Here is a 14,051-nt window from a genome sequence, read left to right on the forward strand (position 1 = left end):
GAATAGTGTTTGAACTCGACTATATCATTGTTAGGTAAATAAGTCTAAGAAATATGTGTATGAATACTATGATTAAATATTACTTATAAGGAATTTAAATAAAAAAGACTCTGACCTTGCGGCAGAGTCTTTTTGTGTTCCAGAGAGGTACGTTATGTTTTGCTTTTTTCCTTTATTTCTTCTGTACCTTTCGGTTGTAATTTTGAGCGCAAAATCTCATCCACGATTTTGGTCATGGGTTTTTTCTTCTCTTTTCCAAGCCGGTACAAAATAGGAATGAGATCCTTGGCAATTTCTGGGCTGTACATTCTGAGACCTCCTTATGATAGAGATTTAAGGTGCTGATCTCAGATTATTCTGAAGCGAGCAAAGTACAAGGAAGGATATATTGCTCAAGAGAATGATTTCTTAGAAGTGTTTCAGAAAAAAGAGCCAGAATCTCTTCTGGCTCTTGTAGATCAAGATGCAAACTCGATATGCATTAAAGTGTCCTCAGTTTTCTTTGTATCACCTGTACATATAGGCAGGTAATCGCAGTACCCGCACCACTTCCCCGGCCGCTTGTAGAACTGGCCGGCGGCGATCTCCTGCGCTACATAATGAACCTTTTCGAGATACTCGATGACCATCTCCGGCTTTCTCTCGCTTAGGTGCCACTCAATCCGTGGCTCCTTGGTTTTGACCAATACGCAGAGAGCGGTTTGCTCCGCCTCCGGTTCGGCAAGCTGATAAGTGGTCAGCTGATCCGAGAGAATCACCTCGTGCTCGTCATAGGCGGAAGCAGCGGTTTTGAAATCAACCACCGTCTTCTTGCTGTCCATTTCAGTAATGAGGTCGATCACGCCGACAAGGGGTAAAGGAAGGCTCGTGATGTTTAGCTCGAAGACCTTCTCTGTCCCGCTTATCTTCCCCAATCGGGAAAGCTCCTCCTTCTGGAATTTCTCAAGGAGACTCCAGCCGATCGCATGAAGCTTCTCCCATGATTCCTTCTGGCTGTATCGCAGTTCCACCTCCTTGAACGCATTCCAAGCTTCTAGGAACCATTTCACCGGATCACCTTGGTTCCGAAGAAGATGCTCCAGTGCCTTATGAATAATCTGACCGAAAACCAGACTTGCGGCCGGAATCCTTGGCCTTATATTCTCGACATAATAGAGGCGGTACTGTTCCGGACAGTGAAGATATTTGTTGATCCGGGAATACGAGAGATAGGCTCTCTGTTTCGGAGTAACTTGCTCTTCACGTTCTTTGAGGATCGTATCGACTGTCATTTTGCCCTCCCTGATGTGGAAGCCTTTTCAACAGGCATGACCTTCTCAATATCCAGATACTTTCCGTCCTTGCTCGGTTTTGTGATCACCCGGCATGAGAGATCCAATTTCATGCCTTCCGAGATGTGGGGCGCAAGATACGGAAACCCAGCAGTGACAAGGTGCTCGGCCAACTGCTTGCGACCGCCAAAGAGCTTCACGTTCTTTCCATTTATGTCGATGCTAATGAAAAGCCGCCGGCCCCATTTACTTGGCATTCCCCCAATCGTGAGCATCTTGGCGAGAACCGGACCGCTGATGCTATTTGCCTTGGCAGGTTCTTCCTTTGCGGCTTCCTGGTTATTCTGTTTCGGCTTGCCTTTGAGAAAACGCTCTACGATCTCTGATTGAATCTGGAGAGCGTTCTCGGCACGGACGACAATCTCCTTGCCCGGCATCTTCTCTACGGAGCACGAAAACTCTACGGAGAGAGAATCGATACGCCCATCCGGGCTCACGCTCCTTTTAATGAGCATGGTAGAAGAGCCGGGGTTTGTCGGAGGAACGCTCGCCTGCTTAGGTAAGAGGGGTTGTACTTCGGTTGGCTGCGTTCCATTTGATTTTGGAGGCGTACCGTTTTTTTTCTCCCACTGTGTCTGGACTGCGAGGATATGTTTGCACTGCCATGCCGGATCGGACTTGTGGGACTCAAAATCAGGGCAGGTGCAGGTAGAGGTTTCGGATGTGCCGCTGACCTGATATGACATTCCGGGGTGAGCCGGAGAGTAGACCCTGAATCCTCCCTCGGTTTTGGAGATGATGAACGTCTCCCGCTCCGATCGCTCCTTTCTTTTCTCAAACTGTTCCGTGGTCATTGTCTTCCTCCTGGTTGGATTGTTAATGAAAGAACCAGTCTCAGTGTAGAAGGGAGGTGGAATGGTGAAAGGAAGGAAGATCTGTAGAAAAGAGCCGGAAAGACCGTCTTGAAGATGAATTGAATACTCTGAAGATGATGGGATGGCCAGAGAACCGGATAACCCGATTGTTTATTTCGCAAAGACTGATTTTAGGAATGAAGAAAAGAAGTTCGGCATCAAGCGATACGACCGGCGCGCGCATATGTATGTGATCGGTAAGACAGGAACCGGTAAGTCAACGTTGCTGGAGACGATGATCCTCCAGGATATCGAGTCCGGACAGGGGTTGGCGCTTCTTGATCCACATGGAGACTTGGTCGAGAAAATCGCCGCGAAAATTCCTGAGAGGCGAAAGGACGACCTCATCTACTTTAATGTGCCTGATGACACAAGGACGTTCGCCTTTAATCCTCTGGAGCGGGTCGATCCCCAGAAGCGGTCCCTTGCCGCTGCGGGTCTGCTTGAAGCGTTTAAGAAACTCTGGTCTGATTCGTGGGGGCCGCGGCTGGAGCATATTCTCCGAAACGCGCTCCTCGCGCTGTATGACCAGCCGGAGGCGACGCTCTCAGATGTTCTAAGGTTACTGGAGGACGACGCCTTCCGGAGGAACGCCGCGTTGCGGATTCATAACGCGCAGGTAAGAGCATTCTGGCTTAGGGAATATGAGGCCTATCCTTCCCGGTTTCGGGTGGAAGCAATCGCTCCGATCCAGAACAAGGTCGGGGCGTTTCTCTCTGATCCAAGGCTTCATCGCATTTTGGTTCAACCAAGAAGCTCATTTAACCTGAGAAATGTGATGGATGAGGGGAAGATCTTGCTCGTCAACCTCTCGAAAGGAAAGATCGGGGAGGATACGGCGGCGCTCCTCGGGGCCTTGCTTGTTACGAGCATCGGTCTTGCGGCATTGAGCAGGGCGGAGATCCCGGAGCAGGAGCGGAGAGACTTCTATCTCTACCTCGATGAGTTTCAGAGTTTTACCACATTGAGTCTTGCGAAGATGTTATCCGAACTGAGGAAGTACCGCATGGGGATGGTGCTTGCTCACCAATACCTTTCTCAGCTTGATGAGCAAATCCGGGACGCCGTTCTCGGGAATGTCGGGACCCTCATTTCCTTTAGGGTAGGGATGTCCGATGCTGAAATACTCGCCAAAGAGTTTTATCCGACCTTTTCCGCTGGTGATTTAATCAGACTCTCCAATCACCATGTTTATCTCAAGTTGATGATCGATGGAATGCCGAGCGAGCCGTTTAGTGCGAAGACCATCATATCTCTGAAATGAGGACTTGAATGTTTTTTCCCTCTCAGGCCTGTAGGGTTAAGGGGTTCATTCCTAGGAATATACTCATAATAATTTCTAGTAAATACTTCTAATTGACTTTGGGTAGCTTACCGCTTAATATCCAGCCACTTAATTTAGTATTACCTCCCATCAATGCCTCACAGCTAATGAGGACGGGTATGCAAACCCGAGTTCGGTATTCAATCATTCTCGCCTTGTTGCACTTCCTTTCGAGTTCCTTCCGCATATTCATTGATTTCCTCATAGGAACCTAGCAAAAGAATTCCCGTCAACCAGCTTACTAGCCTAAAACAATCAATCACACCTGGGAGGGACATCATGGCGAAGGAATATTTTGTTATTTCCCATTGGTCGACTCTTATTGAAAATTTTAACGTAGCACCAACCAAGTTTTATGAACAGGTCGAGATGGAGATCCGAAAACGGGAGATCCCGGAGATCCATCTCGCCACCTCCGAGATGAAGGAAGGAGGCATCTTTTCAACAAAACGTCTGTATTTCACGGTGGAACGAAAACGGTATTGCCTCGATATCTGCGGCGCTCCGTTTGGAACCGGGTTCTTTGTCTCCTCGTGGCTGTCGTTTTCTTTGACATTTCTGCAGAGCATTCTCTTGCCGTTCTCCGTGATTCCAATCCTGGGGAAGATACTTGCTCCGGCCATCGGGGATATAACCCTCTATCAGCAGGACACCACACGCATGTTTCAGCAATCGGTGCACAATGCTGTCTTAGATGTGATTGATGGGATCACGAAGACACAGGGACTCAAAGCCCTTTCGGAGGGAGAGCGAAAGCCGGTCATGTCGGAGTTCTACCAACCCAGATCCTTGCGGCGTTAATGTGATTCTGGCGCGGAGTATCCGTTAAATGAGAAGGGAAGCCGTCTCGACAAGGGTAAGGGAGGAGCCTGCCCTCCTTCCGAACCTCACCGAAGAGCAAACAGAGCGCTTCTATGCATGGGAGAAGAGGGGCCGGGGCTGGCAGCTCTGGCCGTATCCGGTCGACATCGAGCCGCCGTATGTTCCCTTCTTCCAGGCTTCCCGAGCAGAAGAACCGACCGATGATGGCCGCCGGCCCTCAGACGCGCCGAAGCAAGCCGCCTACATTTGCTCGGCCGGAGCGATTCTCTTTTTTTTATTATCTCTGAGTCTATTTAATCCAACCCTCTTCGTTTTGGCGATCGGCCTTTCCGTCTGGCCAGCCATTTATTTCTCACAAAAGAACAAAGAGGCTGTAAGCGGCCATGTAGATCTTCTCGAAACGCCGGATGAAGAGGAGATTGACTTCCCCGCCCCTTCCATGATGGAGAAGGGGGATCTTTGTTTCGTTCAGATCGTTGCTCCCCCGGAAACGGATATCGGCAAAGAAACCTCGGAGCGGCTTCTCCTCGCCATGAAGTACAACCAATCCCCCGTGGCCTTTGAGATAGTGGGAACGGAAAAGGAGATCCTCTTCCAATTGGCGTGTCACAAGGAGGATAAAGAGCAGCTTTTAGCGCAGCTTCAGGCATACTTTTCCGAAGCCCACTGTCTTGAAGGGGAGGATGCGATCGGGCGTGCTCTCAAGACCGCCTTCCAAGAGGAGGATACGGAGGGGAAGGGTGTCATCGTCGACTTTGGCCTCAATAACGAATTCATGCAGCCGGTTGGGACGGTACGGGATTTTCGCGCTGATCCTTTATCAGCGTTCTTTGGCGTCATCTCTCGCCTGCGTTCTCAGGAAGTTGGAATCTTTCAAGTGCTCATAAAGCCGGTGCGAGAGGATTGGGCGGAAAGTATTAGGTGGTCGGTCACCGATTGGGAGGGAAAGCCATTCTTCCTTGATGCCCCTGAGATGACGAAGCGGGCGGCCGAGAAGACGGCAAGTCCCCTCTTTGCCGCGATTGTTCGGGCCTCCGGTTTCTCAAAGGATAGAGATCAAGCGTTCGCCATCGTGAAGCGCCTGGGAGCAGGACTGGAGCAGTTTTCTCTTCCCGGTAGCAATTCCTTTATTCCCCTCTCGAACGAAGGGTACGATTTCGACGACCATCTGGAGGACCTCATCCTCCGGCAGAGCCATCGGTCGGGGATGCTCTTGAATTCCGAGGAGCTGGTCTCGTTTGCCCATCTTCCCTCCGCTTCGGTTAGGTCCGAAAAACTCACCCGGTGGAGCAAGAAGAGCAAAGCGGCTCCTCCGATGGTGGCTCATCATGCGCTTACCCTGGGAGAAAACATCCATGGCGGGGAGCGAAAGGTTGTGGGCATCGCTCCGGATCAGCGCACGCGCCATACGTATGTCATCGGCGCTTCAGGCACTGGGAAGAGCACGCTGCTCCTCAATATGATCACTCAGGATATCAAGAACGGAGAGGGGGTCGCTGTCTTGGATCCCCACGGGGACTTGATCGATCAGATTCTCGGATATGTGCCCAATGAGCGGCTCCCCGATGTGATCCTCTTTGATCCCTCGGATGCGGAATATCCGGTCGGCTTTAACATCCTCTCGGCCCATTCGGAATTGGAGAAAAATCTTCTCTCCTCGGATTTGGTCGCCGTGTTTCGGCGGCTCTCCACCTCGTGGGGAGATCAGATGACCTCGGTTTTGGGGAATGCCATTCTTGCCTTCCTGGAGAGCAAGAACGGAGGGACGCTTTCGGATCTTAGACGCTTTCTTATTGAACCTGCTTTCCGGAAAAACTTCCTCCATACAGTAACCGATCCCGAAGTTGCCTATTACTGGGAGAGGGAGTATCCCCTGCTTGCTGGCAAGCCCCAGGCGCCGTTGCTTACCCGGCTTGATACCTTCCTCCGACCGAAACTGATCCGGCATATGGTCTCGCAAAAGGAGAATAAGGTTGATTTCAGGAAGATCATGGACGGAGGAAAGATCTTCCTTGCGAAGTTTTCCCAGGGCGCGGTTGGAGAGGAGAACTCGTATCTTTTGGGTACCCTTCTGGTTTCCAAGCTTCACCAAATTGCGATGAGCCGTCAGGAGGTAAAGGAGTCGGCCCGCAGGAACTTCTACCTTTACATCGATGAATTCCAGAACTTCATTACCCCCTCGATGGCGGCGATTCTCTCCGGGGCGCGGAAATACCATCTTGGCTTGATTCTCGCTCACCAGGAGTTGCGGCAACTGTGGAGCAAGGACGCGGAGGTGGCAAGTGCGGTGATTGCGAACCCTTGCACCCGGATCTGCTTCCGTTTGGGAGAATTTGACGCCGAAAAACTTGAAGACGGATTTACCTCCTTTGATGCGAAAGACCTCCAGAACCTCGGCGTTGGAGAGGCGATCTGCCGCGTTGAGCGGGCGGAGTATGATTTTAACCTGAAAACATTCCCTATGGTTGCTGTCGATCCGGATGTGGCGGAAAAGAAACGGGAGCGCATTCTCACCTTATCACGAGAGAAATACGCTTTGCGGCGGGAGGAAGTGGAGGCCGCGCTTGCGGCCGGCAGAGCGCAAGTAGCGCAGTCCCCTGTCATTCCCGAAGAAGGTTGTCGGGTGGAAGAGCCGGTAAAAAAAGAGAGCGTTAAAAAGGAAAAGAAAGAGCCTGTGATCTCACGACCCTACATTGAGCAGGCGGAGGAACCGGTCCGTAAGCGGACACTGCCGGAGGACCCCGCGCCGCTCGGTCGCGGCGGGCAGCAGCACAAATATCTTCAGCAACTGATCAAGAAAATCGCGGAGCACAAGGGATATCGGGCGACAATAGAGAAGCAAGTTCTGGATGGAGCGGGGAGCATCGATGTTGCTTTAGAGAGGGAAGGTAAAAAGATCGCCTGTGAGATCTCGATTACGACAAACGGAGAGCAGGAATTAGGGAATGTCGAGAAGTGCCTCGCGGCGGGGTATGACTCCGTGATTCTTGTTTCTTCCGAGAAGAGGAACCTCAACAAGATAAAGGAATATATATCCGGGCGGTTGGAAAAAGGGAGCCTTGAGCGGGTCCTCTTCCTTCACACGGAAGAGGTTATTCTCTATCTTGATGAACTTGATGCTCAATCGGCAAGCAAAGAGGAAACGGTGAGAGGCTACAAAGTAAAGGTAAATTACCAGTCGGTCGAGGAGACGCAAAAGCAAACCCGCCGGCAGGCCGTGGCGCAGGTGATCATGCAGGCAATGAAGCGGATGAAGGAGGAGAAGTGACCTAATTGCCATAGATCGTAAATGGTTTGACCGCATGAAAACGTTCATTAAAAGAAAACGGGACAAAGGAGTCTCATGCGACGCTTGACGATAACCATTGTTTTTGCCCTATTCCTGCTCATTTCTTTATTAGGTTTATTGGCGGAAGCGCATCGTTCCGGCTGTCATCGCTGGCATTCCTGTCCCTCTGATCGGGGGACATATGTCTGCGGCGATTTGGGGTATTGCTCCCAATGTCCAGACAATCAGTACTGTCAAAACGGCCGACCAAGACCAACGAAGCAAGAGAAAGAAGAACCCAAAGAACGGATTTGTGTTAAAGAAGAAATGACAGGACGAATTGTATGCGGTGAGCCGGTTCAATGACTTGATCAGAATCAGGGCACACAAATCAATGAAGGCTAAAAAAGCAGCCCAAACCGATAAAAGAGTCGATCGGCGATCAATCAGGGCAAGAAGCATCACCGAACGGGAGGCGGCCGTGCTGCGGCTCGTCGCGCTCGGTTACGAAAACAGGGAAATCGCCGAAGAACTCGGTATAACGGTAAAGACGGTGGGAACCCATCGCTTTAAAATCATGAACAAACTCGCCTTTCGAAACGTCGCGGATTTAATACGCTACGCGATTGCGATGGGAATCGCTCCAATTGAGATCGAATAAATGGAGGTTCAATTATCCCGACAATTCAAAAAGGGATTGGGTTCTGTGTTTTACCAGGAACTACCAGAGGGCGGGCTGAATCATCGTTTCGATGAGGTCTTCCACGCTGTCTTCGAGCTCGGAGAGAAAATCAAGACCTGTCTGGGCCTCCACCGTGTCCACATTCGTGATGTAGTTGGGAAGGTCTATTGTTTGGAGCCGCTCATTCGGCATGATGAAGGCGATCACTTCCACGAGAACCGGATCGAAAACTATTTTGTAGAAATGATTGGGCACGGAAACCCCATTGGGACCGATATGTGCGTGCCCCTCGGGGCCATAGATCGGACCGGTAAAGATGTACAAGGCACCCCGCTGCCTCGTCCAGTCTCGGACCCTCTCTTCTAGGACGGCCCAAATCCCCCGGTTAAAGCCTGGGCCGACTTGCGGGGCCATATTGGAGAGAAAGAAGCTTTCGCTCATCGCTTGAGCATCCCATGACATGTCCGCTGCGGGAGCCAGGTGTCCTCGGTCATATCCGCTGTTTCTGTAATCTTTGAGTTCGGACCGATCTCCCGGTGACAGATCCGGATCTGCCCGAAAGTCGTCGGAGCGAGGATGGTTTCCGTCAAGCTTCTCCTTGGTCAGGAGGTAGGTAACCCAAAGAGCAACTTTTTTCTCGGAGTTATGGGAGAGGACATAGCCCATTCTGCACAACAGGGTGGGCTTCGGTGCGGGAATGCCGTACTTAAGATGCTCTTCGCAGCCTTCTATACCTTCCACGCCATCTGGACCCGCCGCGTAGACAGGAGTCGCGCAGAGAAGGATGAAGAGAATAATGACAAGAAACGTTTTCTTCATGATCGGGGGTGATAAGAGTGGACCGCGCTTTTTGGAGAACGATATACCAGAATACCGGAGAGATCAAGCTCTGTATTTATGGCGTTCTGCCTGCGTGTGCTCCGAATGATCCCTGTGGTTTCAATCATTGGGACGTGGTAAAGAGATCTCTGGGGTTAGATGCTGGAGAGTGCACAGATGGAGCTACCCATTAATGTGTGATCGATTTTCCTTTAATTATATAAAGCTCTGGATCCTTTTTCCCTGAAGTCTGCGGTTGAAGGGAATCTATAAATAGAGTAGATTACAAATATATAAGCAATATCAATCTGCATATCTGGATTTTAAGACGGCCCACAACATCGTCCGACGGACAGATGTTGCATTCATTGTCGAGGAAAAAGAGGATCTCGTCTTTCATCCCGATTTTCAGGTATCAATATTAAAGAGCACGATCTAAGAGCCTTACGGGTGCGAAGTCTAATTGTGCCGAGCGCTGAAAAACCGGCGGCTGAGCGGCAAACCGTTAGGCGCCCCCAATTTCAGTGTGAGCCCCAATGTCAACACGGGAAAGCGCAAATAACCGCGAGTTTACCATTGTAATGCGGGGACCATCAGCGGTTGTATTTCGGCAAAATGAGAATCTCATCATAAAGAATTTTCCTTGTGTGTCTGGTCTAGTAAATATGGTTTATACCTCACGCTGGATAAAGAAGAGTGAGACAGTCATAGTCCCGGGCCAGCTTTGGATTGAGATAAAAGGCCACGGCTACGATCTTGAAGAATCACTGGTTTCGTTTGCCAATGCTGGATTGGCGCTCCTTCCTATACTTGCAGTGAGTGCTAATACTGCGATCGGAGAACCTGAGATTGAGGTAGCTTTTGACAGCACACCGAATGTGAGCGAGCATGATTACTTCCAAAACTATGTCCCACCAGAATCGGGTGTGGTGCACTTCGCACGATATATTGACGTAAAGACTAGTGCGGCGTTGCTGGATGCGATTAATCGACACTCAGAATCGGAACGTCTCCGACGCGCGGCCAATCAGTATCGGCTTGCTCTTGACTCGTGGAAACCTGGGCGAGAAACCTTATCGTTGGCACATCTTTGGATGGCGCTAGAGGCACTAACAAAGGCCAGGATCCGGTTTGAATGTACAGCGAGAGGCCTTAGCTCGGAAGTGGAGCTTGCCAATATTTTAGGTGTGGAAACAAATCAATTGGATTCAGCGATTAGGCGAGATCTCATACTAAACGGCGACGAGGAATGCTATAGGAAATCGAAGCAAGCCAGTGATGGATTCGAACATGGCTTTCTTGGCTACGACAAAATCCGTGAACTGTCCAAGGATGTTAGGCATCGAATGGCCAAGTATATCCGAAACGCTATTCTTGAACTTTCCGGATTAGAGGCAGAACCGCTTAGAGTTCTGACTTCAGATCCGTATGATAAACCAATGGGCTCTTGGTCTATCATTAAATATGTCCGAGGTCGTTTGCTAGGCAAGAGTCCTGAACTTGCCGCCAAAGGGAATGCGTACCCATTCCTGCGATGGAAACCAGTCATCAACAAGTGCGAAATCCTCGAAGACGGAAAGATAAACATCCAGGTCAGCTACAATCTAACAGTAGAACTTGCGGAAGGTATTAGCTTTCAACCGATTTCCTACGAAGCATGGAAACCAGAATAAGAAAGACATTCAGAGTCTATGCGATATCATGGTGCTCAAAAAGAGGGACGCGGTAAATCTACCGACTCTTAGTTTGAGCGGTATACTCTTTTTTCCATTTGGCAATTTCGAATTCTCTGGTGACTGATTTTTGAACATTGGTGTTATCATCGATCAGTGTTGAGTGGTTCGATGCCCGATATGTTTATACCTCTGATGTTATTATCCTCTCAACTCACCCAGCCCTATTCAATATCTTATTCTCCGGACAAAAAGACCCGAAAAAGGTCTCAATCAACTTCAGTGTTTTTTCAGTCGGTTGGCTCTTTCTTGCCTCACATCTTGCCAGTGTGGTTTTGTCAATTCCAATCATTTCAGCCATTTTCTCCTGGGTCACACCTAAAACTCTCCGGCAGTTTTTAATCTTTTCGGGCAGTGAACTGGCAGGTGGAAACGGTATATAGGCGAGGAATGCAATAATCTTTGGGATATATGGCAGTTTGGGAACCGTGCGTTGCTTTTCCCAATTATAGAGGGTAACCTCATCGACTCCGATTTGCTCAGCGACCTGTTTTTGCCACAATCCTAAATCGAGGCGCTTTTTTTTGATGTGATCTCCTAAAGTAATCAACGACTTCGGATATGAAGAAGGCAACGGTTTTTGGGTTTTTAGAGTTACTTTGCAAAAAGGCAACGCAACTCTGCAAGTGCGGGTATTTTACCGATCCGGCGCGCAGCTGCACGTGCACCCCCTCTTCCATTCAGAAATACCGATCCAAGATATCCGGCCCTTTACTCGATCGGATTGATTTGCATATTGAAGTTCCCGCCGTTCCGTTCCGCGATCTGACGACCGAAGCGGAGGAGGAATCTTCAGAGGTCATCCGCAAGCGGGTGCTGGCGGCTCGGGCGATCCAGGCGGCCCGATATGACAAAGAAAAAATCCGATGTAATGCGCATCTGCGGCCGCGGCAGATTAAAAAATTCTGCTCGATCGATGAGCCTTCCCGTAGATTGATCACCCTGGCGATGGAACGGCTGGGGCTTTCTGCGCGGGCATACAATCGTATTCTGAAAGTCGCCAGGACGATTGCGGATCTGGACGGGCGAGAGCGGATCTCGGCGACCGACATCGCCGAGGCGGTGCAGTATCGGAGTTTGGACCGGAAGACCTTTGGGGGGTGAAGGTAAACGCGCACTGGGATGGTCGGTAAGAATATAGATCAGGCAGTAATGGCGTTAATGCTTTTAGGCATGGGCCAAGAGCGGACTTGACCGCTTTCCTTTTTCTATAGATTACTATATTCTTATAAGAAATCTAAATACAACAACACATACAAAAGCTTTAAGATTGTGAATCTTAGTCAGAGCAAAAGTGCCATCCCGCGCTAGAGCCACGCTCTAGACTCTTCTTCCACATCGCGATTGCGGCATTTGATGCCTTGTTCTCAGTGCCGAGTGCGAGAATTTTGGCGTAATACTTAATTGCCATTTGTTTTGCCGCTTCCGCCTTTTCTATCCCAGGGGATTTATTAATGTATTCTGAGTGACAAGGGCCTTTTGATTCAGAAGATGTTTCTGTTTCTTCGATCTTTAATGTTTTATAAAGATCGTCATAAAAGTTCCCAATTATAATGAGTGTGTCTTCTATGAATGGGCCTTTTGGAAATTTCTCTTCGTATTTTAGTGCCGCTTCAATGTTGGGCATCCCGAAAGCCCCAGAGAAGCTGCCGGCTCCAGAGAAAATGTCCGCATAATCTGTATACGAACTGTATTGGGATTTGACATCAAGCTTCTTTGCCTCTTCCAATAATTTGCCTGTGTATTGAAGCGATCCTGAATAATGGCCAATAGTCACACCAAGGGTACTGTATTTTTTCATCCACAAATCACCATCAATCGGCCTATTCTCGACCGTCCAAGGCTTATCAATTAGTTTTCTTAGTTCTTGATCGAGTCGAATTAAACCTTCGATGCGCTTCTCTCCATCCTCCACCGCTAAAGCTTCATATTGCGCGTATATTGCTTCTAATTTGGCTGAGACGGGGTCCGCGGCATGGACTGAAAGCGCTAGAAAGAGAATTCCAATTAAAATAGAAGGCCTCATCTTAATTGCTACGGATAGGGTCATGTGAAGTCAGCTTTTCTCAAATAGGGTTTAGCTTCAGGATTAATTGCCATTGTGCCACGCTTTTTGCCATGGCATCGAGTTGTAAATAATGCTCCAGTGTAGTCGATTCTCAAATTAGGATTGTTTATTTGGCTCAGGCTCGGTAGGCAGGTATCTATCCACGCTCGCCTCTTCCGGAGTGAAGGTAAACTTTTTCCCAAAGTAACTTTCCCAATCGTCGATGGCTGTTACCTTCGAGTAATCTCCTGGTGTGTCTTTTGATTGAACATAAGCCACCACAGCAACAATCTCAAAGTCGGTTAAATTCACAGGAGGTCGGGTGATAACAGGCATGCCGCTTTCTAGATCGTTGGTCCCCTTTATCCCATGATCCTTGACCACATAGCATCGCGGGCAGTACAACGATTCAATCAGATATTCTCCTCCTGTCTTTGCGTGAGGTTTGGTTCCGGTTTCAGGATCGCCCTCTGTGCTATACCTTTCAACATACATTTGATAGCGCTCTTCCTTAACCCGGTTATGTGAAAGCGCCTCTATTCCAAGTAAACTGGGGGCTCGATCCGCATTCTGTTTAGGTAAGAGCTGGTGACAAAGGGAGCATTCTCCCTTTCCGATAGAAACGTCACCTTTTGCAAATTTAGGGTTATCTGTTCCAAAGACGAGGATTTTCCCGATGAGCGCAAGTTTCTCCTCAGAGATTGCTCTGGGAGTTCTCTTGATAGCGGGGGTGGACGTCTCCGGCTGCGTTGAGGAAGAATTATTGCTGCAAGATGAAACCAGAAAAAAGAGGTTCAAAAACAATAATAGCTTAAAAAGATTTATACGGCTCATTCTCTGCTCCAAAATATTCAGAAGTAAAAGTCAAAGTAACAACCAATTAACTCAAAAGTATACCGAAGATGTGGTTTATGGCAACCTTTGATGACCCATATTGATATGGGAGCTGATTCAAGATGCGGCTATAATGTGAGATACTCCACATTGGAGTAATGACGCTTTATAGGCTAGCAGGGGGATCTACTGGCAGCAATCCACTATTTTTGTAAATGATCAAGTAAAAAGGACCCACCGCGATAAAGTAAAATGGACCCACCCCTCTGGGTTATAAGGTTGCTGTTTGGACTGCTTCCTTCATTCTTTTCTGGCTGCTCTTGAAGCGATACGATTC

13 protein-coding genes and 1 pseudogene are annotated in these 14,051 nt (G+C 49.1%); 7 read left to right on the forward strand and 7 right to left on the reverse strand.

Features of this window, described 5'->3' with window-relative positions:
- Window positions 1-152: 152 nt before the first annotated feature.
- From MNODULE_RS19885 to MNODULE_RS19895, 3 genes are all read right to left on the reverse strand, one after another.
- A complete protein-coding gene (locus MNODULE_RS19885) occupies window positions 153-308 on the reverse strand; it encodes a hypothetical protein (RefSeq protein ID WP_168062916.1) in 156 nt (51 codons plus the stop codon).
- Window positions 309-458: 150 nt separating this feature from the next.
- The gene (locus tag MNODULE_RS19890) at window positions 459-1,271 is read right to left on the reverse strand and encodes a RecB family exonuclease (protein ID WP_168062917.1); all 813 of its coding nucleotides are present in this window, start codon (window positions 1,269-1,271) and stop codon (window positions 459-461) included.
- Window positions 1,268-2,125: an SWIM zinc finger family protein gene (locus tag MNODULE_RS19895; protein ID WP_168062918.1), complete on the reverse strand. Its 858-nt coding sequence runs from the start codon at window positions 2,123-2,125 to the stop codon at window positions 1,268-1,270. The genes MNODULE_RS19890 and MNODULE_RS19895 overlap by 4 nt, the downstream gene beginning before the upstream one ends.
- 142 nt (window positions 2,126-2,267) lie before the next feature.
- Between MNODULE_RS19895 and MNODULE_RS19900 the strand changes: the two genes are divergently transcribed.
- From MNODULE_RS19900 to MNODULE_RS25145, 4 genes are all read left to right on the forward strand, one after another.
- Window positions 2,268-3,449, forward strand: a complete 1,182-nt coding sequence (locus MNODULE_RS19900) for a type IV secretory system conjugative DNA transfer family protein (protein ID WP_168062919.1) — start codon at window positions 2,268-2,270, stop codon at window positions 3,447-3,449.
- A gap of 339 nt (window positions 3,450-3,788) precedes the next feature.
- On the forward strand, window positions 3,789-4,310 hold the full coding sequence (locus MNODULE_RS19905) for a hypothetical protein (protein ID WP_168062920.1): 522 nt from the start codon (window positions 3,789-3,791) through the stop codon (window positions 4,308-4,310).
- A 28-nt stretch (window positions 4,311-4,338) separates the two neighbouring features.
- Window positions 4,339-7,599, forward strand: a complete 3,261-nt coding sequence (locus MNODULE_RS19910) for a type IV secretory system conjugative DNA transfer family protein (RefSeq protein ID WP_168062921.1) — start codon at window positions 4,339-4,341, stop codon at window positions 7,597-7,599.
- Between the two features lie 394 nt (window positions 7,600-7,993).
- Window positions 7,994-8,260, forward strand: coding sequence for a response regulator transcription factor (locus MNODULE_RS25145; protein ID WP_168062922.1), 267 nt, complete (start codon window positions 7,994-7,996; stop codon window positions 8,258-8,260).
- Window positions 8,261-8,320: 60 nt separating this feature from the next.
- On the opposite strand, the gene MNODULE_RS19920 is transcribed toward MNODULE_RS25145, so the two are convergent.
- Window positions 8,321-9,100, reverse strand: coding sequence for a DNA/RNA non-specific endonuclease (locus MNODULE_RS19920; protein ID WP_168062923.1), 780 nt, complete (start codon window positions 9,098-9,100; stop codon window positions 8,321-8,323).
- A 536-nt stretch (window positions 9,101-9,636) separates the two neighbouring features.
- Here MNODULE_RS19920 and MNODULE_RS19925 point away from each other — a divergent pair.
- Window positions 9,637-10,773 (forward strand): hypothetical protein, encoded by a 1,137-nt coding sequence (locus MNODULE_RS19925; RefSeq protein WP_168062924.1) that lies wholly within the window; start codon window positions 9,637-9,639, stop codon window positions 10,771-10,773.
- 214 nt (window positions 10,774-10,987) lie between these two features.
- Here MNODULE_RS19925 and MNODULE_RS19930 read toward each other — a convergent pair whose 3' ends face one another.
- On the reverse strand, window positions 10,988-11,446 hold the full coding sequence (locus MNODULE_RS19930) for a helix-turn-helix domain-containing protein (RefSeq protein WP_238339650.1): 459 nt from the start codon (window positions 11,444-11,446) through the stop codon (window positions 10,988-10,990).
- On the opposite strand from MNODULE_RS19930, the pseudogene MNODULE_RS25535 reads away from it, so the two are divergent.
- A pseudogene (locus MNODULE_RS25535) lies at window positions 11,395-11,532 on the forward strand (ATP-binding protein); the annotation flags it as partial. The gene MNODULE_RS19930 and the pseudogene MNODULE_RS25535 overlap by 52 nt on opposite strands.
- Window positions 11,533-11,562: 30 nt before the next feature.
- Window positions 11,563-11,937, forward strand: coding sequence for a magnesium chelatase subunit ChlI family protein (locus tag MNODULE_RS19935; protein ID WP_238339651.1), 375 nt, complete (start codon window positions 11,563-11,565; stop codon window positions 11,935-11,937).
- 175 nt (window positions 11,938-12,112) lie between these two features.
- Here the strand turns inward: MNODULE_RS19935 and MNODULE_RS19940 are convergent, their stop codons facing one another.
- Entirely contained in the window at window positions 12,113-12,883 is a 771-nt protein-coding gene (locus MNODULE_RS19940) for a hypothetical protein (protein WP_168062927.1), read from the reverse strand.
- Window positions 12,884-12,997: 114 nt separating this feature from the next.
- Window positions 12,998-13,714 (reverse strand): cytochrome c family protein, encoded by a 717-nt coding sequence (locus MNODULE_RS19945; protein ID WP_168062928.1) that lies wholly within the window; start codon window positions 13,712-13,714, stop codon window positions 12,998-13,000.
- Between the last annotated feature and the right edge of the window lie 337 nt (window positions 13,715-14,051).

Source organism: Candidatus Manganitrophus noduliformans, from assembly GCF_012184425.1.
Lineage (GTDB): Bacteria > Nitrospirota > Nitrospiria > SBBL01 > Manganitrophaceae > Manganitrophus > Manganitrophus noduliformans.

What these genes read in the sequence shown, in the direction of transcription:
- MNODULE_RS25145 (WP_168062922.1), top strand. Translation starts at nt 7,994, where the DNA reads ATGAAGGCTAAAAAAGCAGCCCAAACCGATAAAAGAGTCGATCGGCGA.
- MNODULE_RS19895 (WP_168062918.1), bottom strand. Translation starts at nt 2,125, where the DNA reads ATGACCACGGAACAGTTTGAGAAAAGAAAGGAGCGATCGGAGCGGGAG.
- MNODULE_RS19925 (WP_168062924.1), top strand. Translation starts at nt 9,637, where the DNA reads ATGTCAACACGGGAAAGCGCAAATAACCGCGAGTTTACCATTGTAATG.
- MNODULE_RS19890 (WP_168062917.1), bottom strand. Translation starts at nt 1,271, where the DNA reads ATGACAGTCGATACGATCCTCAAAGAACGTGAAGAGCAAGTTACTCCG.
- MNODULE_RS19910 (WP_168062921.1), top strand. Translation starts at nt 4,339, where the DNA reads ATGAGAAGGGAAGCCGTCTCGACAAGGGTAAGGGAGGAGCCTGCCCTC.
- MNODULE_RS19945 (WP_168062928.1), bottom strand. Translation starts at nt 13,714, where the DNA reads ATGAGCCGTATAAATCTTTTTAAGCTATTATTGTTTTTGAACCTCTTT.
- MNODULE_RS19920 (WP_168062923.1), bottom strand. Translation starts at nt 9,100, where the DNA reads ATGAAGAAAACGTTTCTTGTCATTATTCTCTTCATCCTTCTCTGCGCG.
- MNODULE_RS19885 (WP_168062916.1), bottom strand. Translation starts at nt 308, where the DNA reads ATGTACAGCCCAGAAATTGCCAAGGATCTCATTCCTATTTTGTACCGG.
- MNODULE_RS19940 (WP_168062927.1), bottom strand. Translation starts at nt 12,883, where the DNA reads ATGACCCTATCCGTAGCAATTAAGATGAGGCCTTCTATTTTAATTGGA.
- MNODULE_RS19905 (WP_168062920.1), top strand. Translation starts at nt 3,789, where the DNA reads ATGGCGAAGGAATATTTTGTTATTTCCCATTGGTCGACTCTTATTGAA.
- MNODULE_RS19900 (WP_168062919.1), top strand. Translation starts at nt 2,268, where the DNA reads ATGGCCAGAGAACCGGATAACCCGATTGTTTATTTCGCAAAGACTGAT.